Below are 1,733 nucleotides of genomic sequence, written 5' to 3'. Positions count from 1 at the left end.
GCGGTCCTCTCCTGGGCATGAATGACAGTCAGACGTAGCTCGGGATAGCGACGCTGCTTATAGAGAGGTGGTAGCACCGTAATGCGGCGATACCGGATCTCCAAAAAGGCTTCGTCGGGACGGCCTTTAGAATCGCGAAGCTCAACACGATGGAGACCCTTGACCTTCGCCTCGGCCATCTCGTCGGCGATCGTATGCTCTCCGTCGCCAGCCAGGCGGTCAACGCATGTGCGCACGAGGAAGTGCGTGCCCAAATCATGCGCTTCGCAGAATAGCTCGTAAATGTCGCTTTCGCGATCGCCGATATGTACGCAGCGTTCCGGTTCGCCCAGTAATGCTGTGGATTGTCTCAGGTTTTCTAGCCAGCGATAGCTTTCCTTTTCTTCAATTGGCATACGGGTAGGGTTGACCTTTCGCTTTAACGCCGTGCAACCCTTGAACTGAGTCCGGGTCCAGAATTTGATGGCCGTCAGGCCCAGCGGCAAGCCTTCAGCGGTTACGGCCAGACTCGAATGCATCAGGATGCCGCATTGGGTCAGCGGTTGTTGCAGGCCGTGCCGTCCACGCTGAATCGACGTCTTGCCCGTATAACCGATAAGCTCAGGACGTTCCCGCTGATATGAGAACGTTGTCGTGTCCTGCAGCACGAGAATTGGGCCTTCGGTCGCCCTAAAGCGCTCACCACTCGCTTGGAAATGACCGCCCAGAATATCCTGCTCGCTTACGCGCTCATTGGACAGGAAGCGGTAAGCGCCTTTCGTGTTCGCCCAGTCTTGGCAAGCAAATGGAATGGTTTGCCCAACGCCCGACCATAGTCGCTCTAGCAACATTCGGAATCTTCTGCGAAGTCTGGCGTCTTGAAAGCTGTTATCCGCCGTCTCTCTATTGATCCAGTCCTCGTCATCTACTCGCACATTACCAGTCATTATCTTTCCATAGGATGACTAATCTATACGAGGTTAACATAACTTCTCTTGGAGTTGTGGGTAATTGCAAGCTCACGTCGGCCGTTCTCCGGGCAGCAGTGAACGGGGGTAATTTGGTTCCCATCAAATGTTTTGATGGGAACCAAAGTGGCCGAGATTGTGGATAGGAAGTGCGAGGCACCGGGCAAGCGCCCCAACTTTGCGCGCGAATTCAAACGACAGCTGGTCGAACAGACGTTCGAGCCCGGGGCGTCTGTATCGCTGGTCGCGCGTCGCAACGACATAAACACCAACCTGCTGTTCAGATGGCGTCGCCAGTATCTTCAGGGTGCATTTGGGGCGCCGCGTCCGGGACCTGCCAGACAGGAACCCGATGGTGACGTTGCATCGTTAGACGTTGCATCGTTACTTCCAGTCAGCATTGTCCCGGAAGCTGAGGCCTCGATGCCGGTCCGCGATGCTGTGTCGGAGGACGCCTGCGAGATTGAATTTGACCGTGCACGCTTGCGCATTCGCGGTAACGTGTCGCCGGATATGCTGCGGCTGCTGATTCGGGAGCTGTCCCGATGATCGGCCTGCCGGCTGGCACTCGCATCTGGATCGCCGCAGGCGTCACCGACATGCGTAGTGGTTTCCCGGCTCTGCCGCGAAGGTGCAATCGGCACTCGAAGAAAATCCGCTCATATGTGACGGGTGCCAATATGTGGCGGCACGTCACTTAGGTATCCAACATATTGCAGAGGTTTTTTTGATTGGCGATCGCGACCAGGAACGCGTGAACAGGCCGGTCGGAGTCGGCCCGCGATC

At 56.4% G+C, this 1,733-nt stretch carries 2 protein-coding genes; one reads left to right on the top strand and one right to left on the bottom strand.

The genetic code is table 11. The features are described 5' to 3' along the window. Window positions 1-926, bottom strand: a 926-nt coding sequence (locus tag AWB67_RS37285) for an IS4/Tn5 family transposase DNA-binding protein (RefSeq protein WP_268808170.1), incomplete at its 3' end; no start/stop codon positions are given. 135 nt (window positions 927-1,061) lie between these two features. Here AWB67_RS37285 and tnpA point away from each other — a divergent pair. Next, on the top strand, window positions 1,062-1,496 hold the full coding sequence (gene tnpA, locus AWB67_RS37280) for an IS66-like element accessory protein TnpA (protein WP_087660796.1): 435 nt from the start codon (window positions 1,062-1,064) through the stop codon (window positions 1,494-1,496). Window positions 1,497-1,733 lie beyond the last annotated feature (237 nt).

This window comes from Caballeronia terrestris (genome assembly GCF_001544515.1).
Taxonomy (GTDB): Bacteria; Pseudomonadota; Gammaproteobacteria; order Burkholderiales; family Burkholderiaceae; genus Caballeronia; species Caballeronia terrestris.
Note: the sequence above shows the minus strand (reverse complement) of the source record. Positions and strands in the feature narration are given on the sequence as shown.

Coding starts and splice junctions, on each gene's coding strand:
- tnpA (WP_087660796.1), top strand. CDS start 1,062: ATGGGAACCAAAGTGGCCGAGATTGTGGATAGGAAGTGCGAGGCACCG.